We start from the raw sequence: 15,729 nt of genomic DNA on the forward strand, positions 1-15,729 counted from the left end.
CATGACACAATATTTCAAAAACAGTATACTTTTAATACTTGCATGTTTAACCATTTTTAGCTGCGAACGCGAACCTGGTTTCAGTGACTCTGAAAGTGGTGAAAAAGACTATAAATATTTTTTACTTTCCGCTCTCGGAAGCTGGCCCAATACGGTACATTACATGACGGCTACCAATGACCTGACAAAAGGCGAAATGGATATTACCAAAGAAGGAGATGAAATTAATTCCAAAGGAACTTACTCCTACATTGTAAAAAATGGTTTTATCTACAACTATAAAACCGATCAGGGTATTTTCAAAAAATTTAAATATACACAGGATAGGCTGACCACTGTAAAAGAAGTGCCTTATACCTATATCAGTGACATTGCCAGCTATGTTTGGATAGATAATAATACTTTGGTTATTGTTGGAGATACAGGTGATGGTCAGCATATACGCTATACTGTTTTCAATGCTGCTGACCTTAGTATTATCCGTCAGGGTGAGATTGAAGGATTTCAGCCTTTCCCAAATGCTTATAACTTTTATTCACTAGGCGCTATGACGTATATGGATGGACAAATCTATTTGCAGTACAGCTTCCGTGATGGTAAATGGCTCACTCCTGAATTTTATAATTTTGCTGTAATAGATTATAATACCTTCAAAGTAAAAAATTCCATAACAGATAACCGAAGTTCCGGGGTAGCCAATGGTTCTCCCTATTTCAAAACAACTTTTACAAAAGATAAAGAAGCTTTTTATTACACATGCTTTCCACGTGCAGGAGCTGGAACAAGTGATATTTTCCTTTTCAGGGCTCTTAAAGGCGCAACTTCGCCGGATGCAGGCTATCAGATCAATCTTACCAATCTTGTTGGTGGGAAGCCTCTGGAAACAGTTATCGATTATATCGGTAACAATAAAATGGTAGTTCTGTACCGTGATCAGGCATTAGGAGGCAGCTACAATGGTCGGTATGCTATTATAGATATCGAAACCAAACAGTTGGTAAGGGTTCTGGACGAATTGCCGGGAGATGAACCTTACGAACAAGGTATGTTTGTTCAGAATAACAAATTATACATTGCTGTAAATGCCAGTAAAGGAGGAAACTATGTCTGGATTTACGATCAGCAAACGGATAAGATAACCAAAGGAATGAAGCTTCCCAACAGTATTTCCGGATTTGCCCGTTTCGATAAATTTTATGACTAATTATAGCGTATAAATTTCGTAGAAAATATAAAATGTTTATTTGATTGAAAACCGGGTCTCAAAAATTTTTGAGACCCGGTTTTTTGTAAATGATTACCGATTATTCTAAGCTGTCTGAGAGGTTTTATTTCTTTTAAAGCTTATAATTGAATGACAGCGTTACCACACGGCTGTCCAGATTGTATTTTTGTCGGATGGTAGAGCTGAAGTTATTTCCTGTTACACGGTAATTATTGGTCTTTAATAAATCAGTTACGGCAAGCTTTACGGTTGCTTTATCCTTTAATAATGTTTTAGAAACCCCCAGTGTCAGGTCAAAATAAGCATCACGGATAAACAAGCCAATATTAGATTTCGAAAAATACTGTCCATTAGCCTCTGCTTTCAATCCTTTTGCAATGCTGAAGCTGTTTTGTGCGTTCAACGTAAATGCCAGTTGTGAACTGTTGACCGAGTAATTCTGGTAGTTACCCTTATATTCACTGTTGAATACATTCAGCATAGAAGTAAGCGACCACCATTTAAAAAGCTTTGTAGTAGCCGTAATATTGGCACCATATACATAAGATTTGTTCAGGTTATCCTGAGTTTTTACCAGGATTCCTGTGTCTGGCTGATAGTTGTATACCTCTGTCATTACATCATTTGTAACACTAAAATAGGCTGATGCAATAATGTATTTGCCCCAGGTATATCCCAATTCTGTTGCGTGGGTAAATTCCGGATTCAGATTCGGGTTTCCTTGCCAGTAGTTGAAAGGATCATCATAAAAACGAAACGGATTCAAATCGAAGTGGCTTGGCCTGTTGATTCTTTTACTGTATGAGGCATAAAACCCATGTTGATCATTCATCTGGTATTTGACTGATGCACTTGGGAAAAGGTTTGTATAATCTCTTTTTCTTTGTTCCTGGGAAGTTTTCTGGTTGATATCCGTATGGGTTATTTCTGTTCTCAACCCCAGCTGAAATGTCCATTTCGTAAGATTAAGTTTGTAGTTGGCATACAATGCATGTATCTGCTCTTTGTATGCATATTCATTACTTGCTTTATCATCATTGATCCATTCATTATCCTGTTGTATAAAATACTCCGAAGGGTTGTTATTGGATTTTATAGTAGATTTTAATCCTGTTTCCAGATTATGCATTTCGCTGAAAGGTAACGTAAAATCTACCTTAGCATTGAAAACTTTCAGGCGGGAAGCAATGTTGCCTCTTCTGTTGTTGAATTTCTCTGTTCCCAGATTTACCAATGCATCTGAAATCTGATTCTGACGGGAAGAAAAACGTGAAGTTTCGTATTCCAGATCCACATCTACCTTATAATCCTTATCATTGAAGATATGGGTACCCTTTAAATTATAAGTATAATCGTACCAGTTTTCTTTGCTTTTATTATCTGAAAGTACATGAGCAAACAGGTTGTCTATCGGCTGAAATATTCTGTTTTCCCCTTTCGAAAAATCTTCATATCTCCCTATTTTAGCATCAAATAAAGCTCCAATAGTTGTTTTATCACTAAAAGCATAATCAGCGCCAAATTTAAAGTTATTAGAAGTTAAAGGCTCATTGGTCATGGAGTTCTGATCTGTTCTCCGGGTCATTTGCTGAGGTTGATTCTCATCGAAGAAAATCTGACTAAAGTCCCGTTTTTCTTCTTCCCCACGAAAAGTATAGCTGTAATCTCCGTGTAGAGAGAGTTTATTGTGAGTATAGTTCAGGCTCAATCCTGTATTTATTCTGTTTTTACGACCTCTTCCTCCGTTAAGATAATAGTTGCCACTCAATCCTTCTGATGAGCTTTTTTTCAGTACAATATTGATGATGCCCGCATTTCCAGCAGCATCGTATTTAGACGAAGGATTGGCAATTATTTCAATATTTTTTACCAGTGTGGAATTGGTAGAACGTAACAGGTTGGCAAGCTCTTTTGCCGACAGTGAGCTCAGCTTACCGTTAATCATTACACTTACTCCTTTTTTGCCCCATAATGAGAGTTCACCTTCTTGCGAAACGACCACACCTGGCGTTTTGCCTAGCAATTCCAAAACTGTGGTACCATCAGACAATACACTATTCTCTACATTAAAAATCATTTTATCAGCTTTTTGCTGAAAAACGGCTTTGCTCCCTCTTACTACGATGCCACTAATCTCTGAGATTTTATCTGTCTGTAAAGAATCGTTCTGACTTTCTGTCTGTCCGTAGGCATTCAGGCTCGCCATTAAAGGGAGCCATATATAGTGTTTCTTCATGATAATAGATTTAGGTTGTTGGTTTTTTTTTATTTTTTCTGCCCCACCAGATCATAAATCCGGTTATGGGCAATGAGGCACAGAATAAACTCATAATAAAGGCCAGAATTTTTCCGGGCATTCCGAAAAAAGCTCCCACATGAAGATCATATGTAGCATCTGTAGCCCTTTCTGCCATAGGTTTGTCTTCGTGGGGATGGTTAAATAAAAGCTTCCCCGAATGTTCATCGAAAATCATCATCGAAGACTCGGCATAAGTAAACTCTTTATCCTTGATCCAGATGCTTAAATTATCGTGTTTGTGATCTGCTTCAGCATGGTCTTCCAGATCAATTCCAAAAGAATAAGCTTTCGGATAATGAGTTTTTACCTGTTCTATAATACGGTCTATGGTGGTTACAGTCTCCACAGATTCCGGAGCTGTTGTTTTATATTGACTGAAATCTGGGGTAGCAGTGGAAAAGCCATTCAGTAATGCATATACCCATACTTGCGTAATCCGAAACGAATACATAATACCCGTGATGGCTACAACAAACGCAAGAAAAGAGGCATAAAACCCAAGGATATTGTGTACATCGTAATTTTTACGTCGCCAGCCTTTTACTTTCTCCCAACGGAACCATAGACGCTGTTGACGCATTTTTTTATTCTTCGGCCACCATAGAATAATTCCCGTAATCAGCATTATGACAAAGATAATGGTAGATACTCCCACGATAGTACCGCCAATTTTATTGCTTAGCAGCAACGAGCGGTGCAGAGTCATGCAGATAAAGAAAGGATTATTTTTTACATCATATATGGCGAGTACCTTCCCGGTATATTGGTTTACATAAACGTTTTTATAAACAATAAAGGTATTGAAGTGATTCCAGCCCTCTTCATTAACTTTAATCAATCCGAACTGATAAGAGCGGGCAGGATCTATAGGAATGGTGACTTCATCTGTTTTTACAATTTCATTTTTCAGCTGTGCATTCACAATATCTTTTAACTCGCGTATAGGAATTGGCTTTTTATGCTGAATATCTTTTTCTCCATGGAAAGTTGTTTCCTTGCGCAAGGCAGCGGTAATATCTTCATTGAAAACAAAAAATGCACCTGACAGCGAAACTATTAGTACAATGATGCCTGATAATAATCCGAGCCATAAATGAGCTTTCAGAATATATTTTTTGAAGGTTCCTTTGGATTTTTTATGACCGGTCTTCTGCATTTTATATCTATTTAGTCTTATTAAAAATAAATAAGCCACAAATATAACTTTATTTATATTAATTCTAAACAGCGAGATAACTTTATTTCTCCTTTAAAACCTGATTTTTATTAGGATGTATGCAATCTGAACAACATAGAAATCTTAATAGCTTTGAAGAACCTCTCTCAATGCTCTTTTATTAATATGTTTTTAGTTATGCTTATTTATATAGAAAATCATTAATGTAACTTTCAGATTTTCAAAATACTATATTGTTTACTTTTACTCCAAAAACACACCATGCTGATCAAAATTTATGGAAGTGCCATTCATGGAGTGGCTGCACAGACCATTACTATTGAAGTGAATGTAGATACCGGAGGAGTAGGGTATCATCTCGTAGGGCTTCCTGATAACGCTATTAAGGAAAGCAGTTATAGAATTTCTGCAGCCCTGAAAAATGTAGGATTTAAAATTCCTGGAAAGAAGATTACCATTAATATGGCTCCTGCAGATCTTAGAAAAGAAGGTTCTGCTTACGATCTCAGTATTGCTATTGGTATTTTAACGGCTTCAGATCAAATACTGGCAGAGAACGTTAAAGACTATATTATTATGGGAGAGCTTTCGCTGGACGGAAGTTTACAACCCATTAAAGGTGTTTTACCCATTGCGATCCAGGCCAGAGAAGAAGGCTTTAAAGGAATCATCCTTCCCAAGCAAAATGCCAGGGAAGCAGCCATTGTTAATGAACTTGAAGTGTACGGAGTTGAAAATATCAGAGAGGTTATTGATTTTTTTAACGAAGGAAAGCCTCTCGAAAGAATGACTTTGGATACCAGAAAAGAATTTCATGAAAGAATCAATGATTTTCCTTTCGATTTCTCAGAAGTTAAAGGTCAGGAAACAGCCAAAAGAGCAATGGAAGTGGCCGCTGCAGGCGGACATAATATTATTCTGATCGGCCCTCCCGGAAGCGGAAAAACCATGTTGGCCAAAAGAGTTCCCAGTATTTTACCTCCATTAACATTGAAAGAAGCTTTGGAAACAACAAAAATTCATTCTGTAGCCGGGAAAATAGGAACAGAAACATCATTGATGACTGTTCGTCCCTTCAGATCTCCACATCATACCATATCCGATGTTGCCCTGGTAGGAGGAGGAAGTTATCCGCAACCAGGAGAAATCTCTCTTGCTCATAACGGGGTTTTGTTTCTGGATGAGATGCCCGAATTTAAGAGAACAGTGCTGGAAGTCATGAGACAGCCTTTGGAAGATCGGGAAGTAACGATTTCAAGAGCCAGATTTACGGTCAACTATCCGGCAAGTTTTATGTTGGTAGCTTCTATGAACCCCAGTCCAAGCGGGTTCTTTCCCGATGATCCTAATAATACCTCATCTGTTTATGAAATGCAGCGGTATATGAATAAACTTTCAGGGCCGCTTTTAGATAGAATAGATATCCATATCGAAGTTCAGAAAGTAGAGTTTGAGCAACTTTCCGAGAAAAGAAAAGGAGAGAAGAGCAAAGACATCAGAGAGCGGGTTTTGAAAGCAAGGGATATTCAGAATAAAAGATATCAAAAGCTCAATATCAGCAGCAATGCCCAAATAGGACCTAAGGAAATTGAAGCCTATTGTGAACTGGATGAAACCTCTTTCAGTCTCATCAAATTAGCGATGGAAAAACTTAATCTTTCAGCAAGAGCTTATGACAGAATCCTTAAAGTAGCCCGAACAATAGCAGACCTTGAAGAATCCGAAAATATTCTGTCCCATCATATTTCTGAAGCCATACAATACAGAAGTCTGGATCGTGAATTCTGGAACGCTTAATTTTTTATTCTATTTGATTGATTTAAAACTAAATACTCAGTTTTGTTTTCATAAGTTTAATTCTTATATGTGAAGTTAACATAGTAATTATGTAACACATAAGTTAAAATATTATGTTAAGTTTGATTACCAAATTATTTAAAATATCATATTATGGAAATCAAATTCATAAATACTACGTAGGAAGTGTATCCCACTTATAAAGGATAGACGAAATAAACTCTTCCTTCTTTTTCGAATAGATACATAACGTTTGAATACGGCCTGCCGTCCCGCTCATAGAGAGGTCGGTTTATACCCAAACCAAATCAAATTATTATGTCAAACACCATTCCCTCATTAGAAAGTCTGTCATCAGGTTCAACAGTATTATTGTCCTCTGAAGACAGAGAAAAATTACTCAACAGGTTCAATAAAACCGGTTGGGATTATCATCATGAAGACACCTTGGAATCTCTTTTCCGGAAACAGGCAATCCTCCATCCTGATAAGACTGCCGTGGTTTACCAGGATCAGGAGATTACTTACGGAGAGCTGGATCATAGAAGCAATCAGCTCGCCAACCTGTTATTGAGCCGTGGTATCAAAGAAGGAAAATATGTTCCTATCTGGCTGGACCGTTCTTTGGAATGGGCCATTGCGATACTTGGAGTTATCAAAACAGGTGCAGCCTACGTTCCGATAGACCCTGCTTATCCTGTGAAAAGAGTAGAATATATTCTTTCCGATACCTCTACTGATCTTATCATTACCAATCAAATTCTTGGAGAACTTTTATCAGAGACTGAAAAGACAAAAGTATTTGATCTGAGTCATATGGAGAATCTTAATCATTTATCATCAGAATATCCGGGAATTAATATTCATCAGAATGCCCTGGCATACACAATTTATACCTCAGGCTCAACGGGTAAGCCCAAAGGTGTAATGGTAGACCACCAGGCTATACAACATCTGGTAACATGGCATAATCATCATTTTCATGTGGATCATAGCTCAAAATTAACTCTTGTGGCAGGGTTGGCATTTGATATCTCTGTATGGGAAATGTGGTCTGCTCTTGCTTCCGGAGCCACTATTTTTATTGCTAATAATGAAGACAGAACGGATGCACTTGCTTTACTTGATTATTATAGAAGAAATCAGATTACGCACGGTTTTACACCTTCTGTTTTAGCACCGGCGTTAGTTAATTATTCCGGTAATTATAATGATCTGAAACTGAAATATCTCTTTACAGGAGGTGAAAAGCTAAAACCAGTGCTTACCTCAGAACTAAGTTACGAACTGATAGATTATTACGGTCCCACAGAATGTACCGTTTATGCTACTTATAAAAAAGTGAAAGATATTAACGGGAAATATGTTTCATCTATAGGCAGACCGATTGCCAATGCAAAAGCATTTATTTTAGGAGAAAATAAGGAATTGCTGCCTGTAGGAGCTGTAGGAGAACTCTGTATTGGGGGAAACCTTTTAGCAAAAGGATATCTTAATAATAAAGAACTTACTGATGCTAAATTCATTACCAACCCATTCAATGAAGCAGAGAAGATCTACCGTACAGGAGACCTGGCCAAATGGAATCCGGATGGTGATATTGAATTCTTGGGAAGGATTGATAATCAGGTAAAAATTCGTGGCTTCAGAGTGGAACTGGGAGAGATAGAACGTTCATTGATCCAGCAGGAAAATATTAAAGAAGCTATGGTTATTGGTAAAGAAACGGAAGGAAGCACCAAATATCTGATTGCCTTTATTGTATTGACTCCTGGAGCAATAGCAGATATTTCATCAGTCCGAAATGAATTGAAAGAAGAACTTCCTGGCTACATGATTCCCGCACAAATTATTTTTATAGATAAAATTCCGTTAACGGCAAATGGAAAAACAGATACACAGATATTAAAGGATCTGGCTGATAAAGAAGCAAAAGAATTGATCTCATTTGAGCCTCCAACTAACGAAACCGAAAGAATTATTGCAGATGTCTGGTCGTCTGCATTGGAACGCCCTGTCATCAATATCACGGATAATTTCTTTGATATTGGAGGAAACTCTCTGTTGGTTGCAACGGTAGCGGTTGCTTTGCAGAGAAAGCTGGATGTAAAAGTGTATCTGCGGGATATATATCAGTATCCCGTATTGCAGCAACTGTCAGAAGTTCTTATTAACAGATCCAGAGAGACAAGGGAAGCAATCCCCATGGAAGATGTAGAACCATATGTTGAGCTCCAGAAAGATGTTTATCTTGCTCCGGGAACTGTTTTTGCAGGTGGATTTGATCCTCAGCAGGTGGAAAACCCAACAACAATATTTTTAACAGGTGTCACAGGTTTTGTAGGAATTCACCTGTTACAGGAGCTTCTTGATACGACAAATGCTGATATTTATTGTCTTGTAAGAGCTCAGGATGAGTTTTATGCCATGGAAAAAATTGACAGATGTTTTAAGCAATATCATATTCCTCAACATGTAGAACAGAAATCAAGAATCATTCCTGTTATTGGAGATCTGGCTCTGCCATCCTTAGGATTGTCAGAAGAAATATTTATAAAGCTGGCAAAGCAAACCGATTTGATTTATCATTCCGGAAGCTCAGTCAACTTTATCGAACCTTATTCCTATATGAAAGCTCCCAATGTAGAAGGATTAAGAGAAATCATCAAACTAGCAGGAGCGGAAAGAACAAAATGTCTCGCATTACTATCAACCATTTCCGTGTACAGCTGGGGGCATTTATTTACAGGAAAAACAGTAATGTTGGAATCTGATGATATTGAACAAAATCTGATGTCTGTAAGTAAAGATATTGGTTATGTAAGAAGTAAATGGGTGATGGAAGCCGTTGCTGATTTAGCAGCAAAAGAAGGACTGCCATTAATTACTTATCGTCTTGGATATGCCATGTGTCACAGTAAAACAGGCGCAAGTGCCTCTTATCAATGGTGGTCAGGATTGGTGAAAAATTGTATAGAATTCAAATCATATCCCGCACTCACTGAGCTTAGAGAAGGTCTTATTACCGTAGATTATATGACTAAAGCGATGGCTCATATCACAAAAAATAAAGAAGCAATAGGGAAGAAATTCAACCTGATTGCCCGTCCTGAAACCAATCTTACCTTGGAAGATTTCTTTGGACTCATGAAAAAATATTATCCTTTCCCACTCAAAGACCTTCCTTATAAAGAATGGAGAAAACAGTGGGAAGATGACAGCAAAAACCGTTTGTATCCATTGACGAGTCTTTTCAGAGATAATATGCATGAAGGTTTATCTACCGTAGAGCTTTACCAGAATACTTATGTATGGGATTGCTCCAATGTTATTCAGTATCTGGAAGGATCAGGCATTCAGGAACCGGTATTTGATAAAAAACTGTTGGATTCCTATTTACAATATCTTGGAATTCCGGTTGAATAGAATTTAATAATGGAAAAAGCCCAGACAGATCCTGCTTGGGCTTTTATTTTTTTGTTGAATAAATACGTCAAGTTTTGTCGTTGCAGAGAATGAAATTTGTATCAGGGTAATGAGAAATACTTATCCCCGTTTTTAATTAACTGAAACCAAAGAAAAAATAAATGAATACAATTATTGTATTGTCTAAAGATTTTGCAGCTAACGAAAGTGCAGTGGTAGATCTTAAATCCGGGGGATTTGTAAACCCGTTGAGGGTTCTTACGTTTCAAAATAAAACAGGACAATCTGCACAGTTTCTTTGGCAGGGAGATACAATCTATAACAGAGACAAGGCAGGATATTTTAAAGAAATAAATAATGATCTGGGAGTAAAGGTAAGCCACTATGAGGGTTTTATAACCGTTACGAATGGAGGAGGAGAGCAGTATTTGGAAGGAAAGCTAAAACCCTGATAGAAAGATTATATTATTTTGCAATTAAAAAAAGCTGCCTCAAAAGTGTCATTCTGAACACAGACTGAAGGTCTGCGAACGTAGTTCAACAATGGAGTGAAGAATCTCAAATTGTACATTCGAGATAGTCCATAACAAAAGTCAAATTATTTTACTTTTGAGACAACCTCTTTTTTATGTGAAGATTAATTAACGGTTACCTTAATCACATTCTGTACCGCAGGAACAGGATAAAAGTTTCCTACCTTGGAAATAGTCTTATTTTCACTTTGTGGAGTTCCACCAAACAAGGCCTGATGATTTCCCGCACCCGGATATTGGTCAATACCCGTCCCGGAATCAAATAATGAAGTTTTTAAGCTGAGGTCTCCCTTAGTATTGGCATCAATACTTTGTTCATTAGCATAGAACCAGTCATTGGAAAAACCAAACATGGTTGCATAGGCAATTTTATCACCTGGCTCCGCATTAAAGTTGGTGGTTACCTTACTTCCCGGAGTTACAGGAGCACTTCCTGCAACATATACCCCTTTTACATTAGGTAAAGATTTTAAACTGTTTTGAAGCTTAGCTACATTTCCAAACTGTGCAATATCTTTCAGTCCCATTCCACTGTCTAATTTGCCTAATTCATAAATTGGATTTTTATCACCACGATAAACAACCACCAAGGCAGGAGAAAGCCCTGTCATAATTCCTGTATTGGCATTCAGTTTCGTCATCATTTTACTGATATTTCCCATTTGAGCAATATCTGTGATTTCAGGATTGGATAAAGCGTTAGGTGTAAAAAACGGAGCACTGTTCAGCAGCTGAGATCCATTGTAGTTGGAAACTGCCCATACACCGGGAGAAAAAGGAGTTTCATTGGCTGTTCCGCCAGAGGTATTGGTAATGGTCAGGGTAAATTCTGAAGTTACGTCATTATAAGTAAGATTAAGCTTCATAAGTTGTGAAGCATTGACATTAGGAACCTGCATAATGGGTTTGCTTTCAACCTGTCCTGTGATGTCATCTTTGCTTCCGTTATCCCACAATCGGACACTTGAAGAAACATCTCCGGTAATAGCATTTCCATTGGAGTCAAACAATTTGATGCCCGGCTGCTGGGACGCGAAAAACCAGTCTTTTGAAGCTCCGTACATCGTTGCAAACATTAAAGCCTGTGTTTTTCCTGCACTGAATTTAACAGAAACAGATTGTCCGGGTAAAATAATAGGAGGCGTTCCTGTTCCCTGAAAACTTCCGCTTTCTACAAAATCTTTGGGAGTTACAACGTTTTCAAAAGTAATGGATCTTTGAAAACCCATGTCCATCATCATGTCGTTATTAGAATCACTGCATGAAGTTAAGGAAAACGCAGCTAGAGTAGCTGCAGCTAAAACTGATGTTCTGAAAATAAACTTGTTCATAAAAGTAAATTTTTATAGTTATAATTGATATCTGTAACTATAGTCGGCTACTTTTTGAGATCCTGACAAAAAATATTTTCTTATTTCAATTTTTTTTAAATGTATCGTTTTGAGAGGGAAAAGTAAAGCGGTCTATATCCCCTTTTTCCCATCCAGAATCATCAGAATCATTTTTGCCTTTCTGTTCTCTCTTGTTTCCGGTTTCTTGGCTTCTTCAATCCAACGGATGTATTCCTTTTTGTGAGTATAGCTCATCTTGTCAAATAAAGTTTTTGCTTCCGGATTTTTATTAAAAACAGAAGCGATATCATCAGCAATTTCAACCACTCTTTCCTCCTTGTCTTCAGTAAGAACAACAGAGACTTCATCCCCGAAAGTTTTATCCAACAGTTTTCTTACTTCCTGAGTCAGTCCTAAAATATGACAGTCGGATTTCATTTTGACAAGGCTTCCACGGTATTCAATCTTATCATCAAATAGGGCTTTAATTTTTACCTGTCCTTTTGTATGAAACAATTCCTCTGTAGAAAATGGAAATTCTACGAATGCAGCATTCATTTCTCCGTTCTGCTGAATAATGGCTATGAATTCAATAGGGTTAAGCTTCATGATGAAATATTTTAATAATCAAAAATAAAAAAACCGTGAAAGTAAATTTCACGGTTTTCAAAAATAGATCCAATAAGATTATTTTTTGTTTATTTTCTTAGGGGTTGTCGTAGTCCCTGAGTTTTTAGTTTTTGTATCAGCCGGAGTGTTTGCATCTCTTACAAGCTTCAATTCGTCAACTAATCTTCTTGCACCAGCATACTTATCGATTGTCCAAAGAACGAAACGAACGTCTACGTTGATGGTTTTCTGCCATTCAGGTTCGAATACGATATCTCCGCTTAATGCTTCGCTGTTTCCATCAAAAGCAATACCGATAAGGTTACCGTCTCCGTCAATTACCGGAGAACCAGAGTTACCACCAGTAATATCGTTGTTAGAAAGGAAGTTTACAGGCATATAACCTGCAGCATCAGCATACTGACCGAAATCTTTAAGGTTGTAAAGATCAATCACTCTTTGAGGAAGATCAAATTCTTCATCACCTTTCTTGTATTTTCCAACAAGACCAGTCATATCTGTATAATAGTTATCCGTAATACCGAAATAATTTCTGTCATTTCTGATAGGTAATTTATCTACCGTACCGTAAGTTAATCTCATTGTAGAGTTAGCATCCGGGTAGAATTTCTTCTCAGGCATAGCTTTCATTAAACCAGCTAGGAACAGACGGTTATTTTTCGCAAAATTATCATCTATTTTTACAAATCTTTCCATGCTTATTTTTTGATCAGCAACAATTCCGTTAGCTGCTTTCCAAAGTGGATCAGCATCAAGTTTCAATGCATCCGGGTTCAATAAGAAGTTTGTTGCAGAAGTCTTATTAGCGAAGATTGAAGAATACGCTAAGTTAGAAACAGTCTTAGCATCCAAACCTAAAATAGTAGCAGAAGCAACGTCTGGGTTTTTAACTCTTGCCTGGTAAAGACTTGTCATAGCTGCAAGCATTTCTCCTTCCAAAGATGGATTGAAGTTTTCATAAGCAGCTTTGATAGCAGCTTCTGTTTTAGCTTTCATCGCTAATCTTCCCTGCATATCCTGAGCAGCATACGCTTTAAGAACAGATCCTACCTGAGCAGCAAGGGTAATATATTTGGCATTTCTTGTAAACTGAGTAGCATAGTTTCTTTCAACATTTCTTTCAGAAACTTGCTTATAGTATATTCCAATATCTTCTAAAACGCCATTGTATTGGTCGTTTCCAGGCATTGCAGCCCACTTATTATAAGTTTCTTCGATCTTTTGCTTGTCAGAAATCGTTCCGTTTTTCTCTACTGCATCGATAGTTCCTTGTCTGTTTTTCCAGTAGTTAGCTACAGAAGCATATTGAGAAGCATAGTTAAGTTGAGTCGCTTTATCTTTGTCCATGTATTTTTTCATTACATCCATAGCCAATTTAGAAGCTTCAACCCATGCCGGGTAATCTTTAGTTACCATCTGCTGAATTCCGTAAGAAGTCAGGTAACGGTTTGTTCTTCCAGGATATCCTAAGATCATTGAGAAGTCACCAGGCTTAATTCCTTTAAGAGAAACCGGAAGGAAGTGCTTAGGTTTCAAAGGAGTGTTGCTTGGAGAATATTCAGCAGGGTTTCCTGCAGCATCAGCATACACTCTGAAAACGGTAAAGTCAGCAGTGTGTCTTGGCCATTCCCAGTTGTCTGTGTCTCCTCCGAATTTTCCTAATGATGAAGGTGGAGCACCTACTAATCTGATATCTTTATAATCCTGATATACGAAATAATAGAATTCATTTCCATTGAAGAAATCTCTTACTACTACAGTATATTTCCCGTTTTCAGAGTTTTCAGTCTGGATTGCTTTAGTTTCAGCATCAATCACAGCTTTTCTCTCTGCTCCGGTCATATTGTTGTTTAGTTTAGAATTGATTCTTTGCGTAGCATCATCCATTCTCACTAAAAATCTTACATAAAGATCCTTTGCATTGAATTCGTCTTTCTGTTTCATTGCCCAGAAACCGTTCTTCAAATAATCTTTTTCTGGTGTAGAAGCCGCAGCAACAGCACCGTAACCACAGTGGTGGTTGGTAAATATAAGTCCTTTATCCGAAACAATTTCACCTGTACAGAAACCACCGAAACTTACGATAGCATCTTTTAAGCTTGAATTGTTCACAGAATAAATTTCTTCAGGCGTAAGATGTAGACCCTCTTTTTGCATATCAACACCGTTAAGTCTTTTGATGAGCATTAGCAGCCACATCCCCTCATCCGCCCTCATCTGAGCAAAGCCCAGTAAGAAAGTGAATAGTAGAAATAGTCTTTTCATTTTATAAAATAATTTTTGTGTCGCTAATTTACTAATTTTTACGAGATTCTGTCCCGGAATGGTATGAAAATGGGATGATAATCCGCATGAAAAAGATACTATTACCACTTTTTACAGTTTTACTTTTGGGTGTTGTTTTGAATTGCTCTGCAATGCCGGATAAAAATCCTGTCCTCCAAAGACAATGGATGCTGGTTTCACTGGATGGTTTTTCAAGGGATCAACTGATCGCCAATAAAGCCGAAATGAATCTTACAGGCAATATGATGAAGGGTAAAATTCAGGCAAATGCTTACATGGGATGTAACCGGATGTCTTTTGTTTCTGAATTTAAAAAAGGAGGAAAAGTAAAGTTTTCAAAAGGAATAAGTACCATGAAAGCCTGTCAGGATATGAATCTTGAAAGCTCTTTTCAGAAAAAGATTGAGACCATGACTCATTATTCTATTGAAGGGCATTTTCTTACCTTATCCGACGATCATGGAAATTCAATGAAATTTGTAGCTGCTGATTGGGATTAATAATACCATTCTCCAATATAAAAAGTCCGCCTTGTAGCGGACTTCTTTGTTTGAAAAATCTAGTTTGGTTATCAGCTTTTTGAGGTTACCAGTTTTTGAGAGTCATTAGTTTTTGGGAATTGTTTTTTTTATTTCTTCCAGAGTTGCTGTGTTGGGCAGCCCGGTAACTGTCGTTTTTGTGTTCCTAGAATTTATACTATTGTGATATGCCTGTCTGTTTGGGATGGTTTTTTTAATATCTTCAAGACTTGCTGTATTGGGGAGAAGCTTTCCTGAATTGTCTGCAGCTGCTTTGGGCTTGGATTCCTGTTTTTTGACTTCCAACCCCTGATCAGAAGCTAAACCTGTACTTCCTGCATTTTTTTCAATTCTTTCCTTAGCGGCCTGAATTTGGGCAGCCTGTTGTTCTTTTGCCTGTTTTACAACCAGTGCCTGATCTTCTTCTACAGGAGCCGTTTTTTTACTTTCCTGAGCATAAATAAAAGTGCTTAGAAATAATAATGGGATAATATATGCTATTTTCAT

The 15,729-nt window shown here is 37.4% G+C and carries 11 protein-coding genes; 5 read left to right on the forward strand and 6 right to left on the reverse strand.

Annotated features, from left to right (window positions below):
- The first annotated feature begins 1 nt into the window (after position 1).
- A complete protein-coding gene (locus tag ACKTTZ_RS08835; protein ID WP_407848410.1) occupies positions 2 to 1,204 on the forward strand; it encodes a hypothetical protein in 1,203 nt (400 codons plus the stop codon).
- A 133-nt stretch (positions 1,205 to 1,337) separates the two neighbouring features.
- Here the strand turns inward: ACKTTZ_RS08835 and ACKTTZ_RS08840 are convergent, their stop codons facing one another.
- The gene (locus tag ACKTTZ_RS08840) at positions 1,338 to 3,461 is read right to left on the reverse strand and encodes a TonB-dependent receptor domain-containing protein (protein WP_407848412.1); all 2,124 of its coding nucleotides are present in this window, start codon (positions 3,459 to 3,461) and stop codon (positions 1,338 to 1,340) included.
- 10 nt (positions 3,462 to 3,471) lie between these two features.
- A complete protein-coding gene (locus tag ACKTTZ_RS08845; protein ID WP_253315902.1) occupies positions 3,472 to 4,680 on the reverse strand; it encodes a PepSY domain-containing protein in 1,209 nt (402 codons plus the stop codon).
- A 282-nt stretch (positions 4,681 to 4,962) separates the two neighbouring features.
- Between ACKTTZ_RS08845 and ACKTTZ_RS08850 the strand changes: the two genes are divergently transcribed.
- From ACKTTZ_RS08850 to ACKTTZ_RS08860, 3 genes are all read left to right on the forward strand, one after another.
- Positions 4,963 to 6,498, forward strand: coding sequence for a YifB family Mg chelatase-like AAA ATPase (locus ACKTTZ_RS08850; RefSeq protein ID WP_034691911.1), 1,536 nt, complete (start codon positions 4,963 to 4,965; stop codon positions 6,496 to 6,498).
- A 318-nt stretch (positions 6,499 to 6,816) separates the two neighbouring features.
- Positions 6,817 to 9,924, forward strand: a complete 3,108-nt coding sequence (locus ACKTTZ_RS08855) for an amino acid adenylation domain-containing protein (protein WP_407848414.1) — start codon at positions 6,817 to 6,819, stop codon at positions 9,922 to 9,924.
- A 161-nt stretch (positions 9,925 to 10,085) separates the two neighbouring features.
- On the forward strand, positions 10,086 to 10,376 hold the full coding sequence (locus tag ACKTTZ_RS08860) for a hypothetical protein (protein WP_407848416.1): 291 nt from the start codon (positions 10,086 to 10,088) through the stop codon (positions 10,374 to 10,376).
- Between the two features lie 185 nt (positions 10,377 to 10,561).
- On the opposite strand, the gene ACKTTZ_RS08865 is transcribed toward ACKTTZ_RS08860, so the two are convergent.
- From ACKTTZ_RS08865 to ACKTTZ_RS08875, 3 genes are all read right to left on the reverse strand, one after another.
- Positions 10,562 to 11,788, reverse strand: coding sequence for a spondin domain-containing protein (locus ACKTTZ_RS08865; protein ID WP_034691905.1), 1,227 nt, complete (start codon positions 11,786 to 11,788; stop codon positions 10,562 to 10,564).
- Between the two features lie 132 nt (positions 11,789 to 11,920).
- Positions 11,921 to 12,397 (reverse strand): YdeI/OmpD-associated family protein, encoded by a 477-nt coding sequence (locus tag ACKTTZ_RS08870; RefSeq protein WP_034691902.1) that lies wholly within the window; start codon positions 12,395 to 12,397, stop codon positions 11,921 to 11,923.
- Positions 12,398 to 12,475: 78 nt separating this feature from the next.
- Positions 12,476 to 14,683, reverse strand: coding sequence for a S46 family peptidase (locus ACKTTZ_RS08875; RefSeq protein ID WP_051934175.1), 2,208 nt, complete (start codon positions 14,681 to 14,683; stop codon positions 12,476 to 12,478).
- Between the two features lie 86 nt (positions 14,684 to 14,769).
- Between ACKTTZ_RS08875 and ACKTTZ_RS08880 the strand changes: the two genes are divergently transcribed.
- Positions 14,770 to 15,204 carry an META domain-containing protein gene (locus ACKTTZ_RS08880; RefSeq protein WP_034692057.1) on the forward strand — a complete coding sequence of 145 codons (435 nt, stop codon included), beginning with the start codon at positions 14,770 to 14,772 and terminating at the stop codon, positions 15,202 to 15,204.
- Between the two features lie 105 nt (positions 15,205 to 15,309).
- On the opposite strand, the gene ACKTTZ_RS08885 is transcribed toward ACKTTZ_RS08880, so the two are convergent.
- Positions 15,310 to 15,729, reverse strand: coding sequence for a hypothetical protein (locus ACKTTZ_RS08885; RefSeq protein ID WP_034691899.1), 420 nt, complete (start codon positions 15,727 to 15,729; stop codon positions 15,310 to 15,312).

This window comes from Chryseobacterium sp. KCF3-3 (assembly GCF_045865955.1).
Taxonomy (GTDB): Bacteria; Bacteroidota; Bacteroidia; order Flavobacteriales; family Weeksellaceae; genus Chryseobacterium.